This is a genomic window from Streptomyces alkaliphilus, assembly GCF_014141535.1.
Classification (GTDB): Bacteria; Actinomycetota; Actinomycetes; order Streptomycetales; family Streptomycetaceae; genus Streptomyces; species Streptomyces alkaliphilus.
Genome location: NZ_VKHT01000568.1, coordinates 1 through 3,412 on the forward strand (window position 1 = coordinate 1; position 3,412 = coordinate 3,412).

The window sequence follows — 3,412 nt, forward strand, 5'->3', positions numbered from 1 at the left end:
TTTATAAGAGAAAGCCCGGGAACCCCTGAGACCCCGTTCCGCCCTCCGGAGCGCCCGGACGTGACGCGATGCGCTGCGCACGGACGGTTGCCCCCGCCCCCGTCCCGGGGAAGGCTGGCATCGCAGTCACCTACGGAGAACGGGGAGCTGGGGATGGCACTGAGCACCACACTCGACTGGTTGCTGGACGACCTGGGGGAGCGTTTGCCCCGGGTTCGCCACGTCCTGCTGTTGTCCGGGGACGGTCTGGTCACCTCGACGAGCCGGGCGCTGGACAGGGGCAACGCCGAGCGCCTGGCCGCGGTGGCCTCCGGCCTGCACAGCCTGGCCAGGGGCGTGGGCACGCACTTCGCCTGCGGCGGCGTCCGGCAGACCATGATCGAGTTCGACGACGGGGTGTTGATGGTGAGCTCGGCCGGGGACGGCAGCTGCCTGTGCGTGCTCACCGGTCCCGAGGCGGACCTGGGACAGGTGGGGTACGAGATGACCCTGCTGGTCAACAAGGTCGGCGAGCACATGGGATTGGCCGCGCGAGAGGCGTGACCCCCTTCCCGCGCCTCCGGATCCGTCCCCACCGGCGGAGGCCGGACGGTGCCGGGTGATGCCTCCGTACGACGCGCGCACGCCCCGCACGCCCATCGCGCCATCCGTACCACCAGGCCCCTCCGGACGCCCGCCGGAGGGGCTTTCGCGGGTCTCCGCGAGGACGGACCGTGTCCTCGGCATTCCCCGCCGGCACACCCCGGGAAGAGGCGGTAGCGCAGGGGGCGCACAGAATTTTCCGCGCGCCCCGGGCGTCGGGTGTGGCCCCCCGCCGGTCCCGGTGGTCGCGCCGGCCGACGACGGAACCGACCGGTCACGGCCGTCCGATCACAGTCGTCCGACGTCCCTCACCCGCACCACCGCACGCCCCTCCGTGTCCGAGGCGGCCAGATCCACCTCGGCCGAGATGCCCCAGTCCCGGTCCCCGGCCGGATCGGCGAAGGTCTGTCGCACCCGCCACAGGCCCTCGTCGGTGACCTCCTCGATGCCGAGCAGGGCCGGGCCCCGGGCGTCCGCGCCGGTGCCCATTTCGTCGTACTCCTCCCAGTACCCCTCCATGGCCCGCTCCCAGGCTCCGGCGTCCCACCCGGAGTCGCGGTCCAGCTCACCCAGTTCCGCCGTGCGGCGCAGAGCCGCCAACTCCACCCGGCGGAACATCGCGTTGCGCACCAGCACCCGGAAGGCCCGGGTGTTCGCGGTGACCGGACGTGTCTGCTCGGCCCGGTCCCGCGCCTCCTCCACGGTCTCGTTCTCCTCGGGGTTGGCCAACTGCTCCCACTCGTCCAGCAGGCTGGAGTCCACCTGGCGGACCAACTCGCCCAGCCAGGCGATGATGTCCTGGAGCTCCCCGGTCTTCAGGTCGTCGGGGACGGTGTGCTCCAACGTCTTGTACGCGCTCGCCAGATAGCGCAGCACGATGCCCTCGGTCCGGGCCAGTTCGTAGTGGGACACGAACTCGGAGAAGGTCATGGCTCGCTCGTACATGTCCCGCACCACCGACTTGGGGGACAGTGGATGGTCACCCACCCACGGGTGGCTCCTGCGGTACACGTCGTAGGCGTGGAACAGCAACTCGGCCAGGGGCCGCGGGTGGGTGATGTCGGCCAGCCGCTCCATCCGCTCCTCGTACTCGACCCCGTCGGCCTTCATGGCCGCGACCGCCTCGCCGCGAGCCTTGTTCTGCTGGGCGGCCAGGATCTGACGCGGGTCGTCCAGGATCGACTCGATCACCGAGACCATGTCCAGCGCGTAGCCGTCGGATTCCGGGTCCAACAGTTCGAAGGAGGCGAGGGCGAAGGTGGACAGCGGTTGGTTGAGCGCGAAGTCGGCCTGCAGATCCACCGTCAGCCGCACGATGCGGCCCTCCGCGTCCGGCTCCGGCAACCGCTCCACGATTCCGCCGTCCACCAGCGACCGGTGGATCGCGATGGCCCGCCGGATGTGTCGCAACTGCTGGCGGCGTGGCTCGTGATTGTCCTCCAGCAACTTCCGCATCGCCTCGAAGGCGTTGCCCGGGCGGGCGATCACCGCCAGCAGCATCGCGTGGGTAACCCGGAAACGTGAGGTCAGAGGCTCGGGGTCGGCGGCGATCAGCCTGGTGAAGGTGTCCTCGCTCCAGTTGACGAAGCCCTCCGGCGCCTTCTTGCGGACCACCTTGCGGCGCTTCTTCGGATCGTCACCCGCCTTGGCGAGCGCCTTCTCGTTCTCGATCACGTGCTCGGGGGCCTGTGCCACCACCAGTCCCGCGGTGTCGAACCCGGCCCGCCCGGCCCGCCCGGCGATCTGGTGGAACTCCCGCGCCCGCAGGGTCCGCACCCGGCTGCCGTCGTACTTGGTCAAAGCGGTGAACAGCACCGTGCGGATCGGTACGTTGACCCCCACCCCCAGGGTGTCGGTACCGCAGATCACCTTCAACAACCCCGCCTGGGCCAGCTTCTCCACCAGCCGCCGGTACTTGGGCAGCATCCCCGCGTGGTGCACACCGATGCCGTGCCGCACCCAGCGCGAGAGGTTGCGACCGAAACCGGTCGCGAACCGGAAGCCGCCGATCAATTCGGCGATCGCGTCCTTCTCCGCCCGTGTGCACATGTTGATGCTCATCAGCGCCTGCGCACGCTCCACCGCCTGCGCCTGGGTGAAGTGCACGATGTAGACCGGCGCCTGCCGGGTCTCCAACAGTTCGGTCAGGGTCTCCGTCATGGAGGTGACGCGGTACTCGTAGGACAGCGGCACCGGTCGGGTCGCCGAACGCACCACGGCGGTCGACCTGCCGGTGCGCCGCGTCAGGTCCTCCTCGAACCGGCTGACGTCGCCGAGGGTCGCCGACATCAGCACGAACTGCGCCTGCGGCAGTTCCAACAGGGGGATCTGCCAGGCCCACCCCCGATCGGGTTCGGCGTAGAAGTGGAACTCGTCCATCACCACCTGGCCGATGTCGGCGTCCGCGCCGTCCCGCAGTGCGATGGAGGCCAACACCTCGGCGGTGCAGCAGATCACCGGGGCGTCGGCGTTGACCGAGGCGTCCCCGGTCAGCATCCCGACGTTCTCTGTGCCGAAGAGCTTGCACAGTTCGAAGAACTTCTCCGACACCAGGGCCTTGATCGGCGCCGTGTAGAAGGTGACCTCGTCCCGGGCCAGCGCGGCGAAATGCGCGCCCGCCGCCACCAGGGACTTCCCCGAACCGGTGGGGGTCGCCAGAATGACGTTGGCACCCGAGACCACTTCGATCAGGGCCTCCTCCTGGGCGGGATAGAGCGTGATCCCCCGTTCCTCGGCCCATGAGGAGAAGGCGTCGAAGAGGTCGTCGGGGTCTTTGGACTCGGGGAGCCGGTCGATGAGGGTCACCGCTCCATCTTGCCCGCCGCCCGCC

The 3,412-nt window shown here is 69.6% G+C and carries 2 protein-coding genes; one reads left to right on the forward strand and one right to left on the reverse strand.

Translation table 11 applies throughout. From position 1 onward, the window contains the following. Nucleotides 1-153 precede the first annotated feature (153 nt). The gene (locus tag FNQ90_RS16790) at nt 154-543 is read left to right on the forward strand and encodes a roadblock/LC7 domain-containing protein (protein ID WP_143622856.1); all 390 of its coding nucleotides are present in this window, start codon (nt 154-156) and stop codon (nt 541-543) included. Nucleotides 544-870: 327 nt separating this feature from the next. Here FNQ90_RS16790 and FNQ90_RS16795 read toward each other — a convergent pair whose 3' ends face one another. Beyond that, nucleotides 871-3,387, reverse strand: a complete 2,517-nt coding sequence (locus tag FNQ90_RS16795; protein ID WP_182607131.1) for a DEAD/DEAH box helicase — start codon at nt 3,385-3,387, stop codon at nt 871-873. Nucleotides 3,388-3,412 lie beyond the last annotated feature (25 nt).

Excerpts from the sequence above, each read along its gene's own strand:
- FNQ90_RS16790 (WP_143622856.1), top strand. The coding sequence starts at position 154 with ATGGCACTGAGCACCACACTCGACTGGTTGCTGGACGACCTGGGGGAG.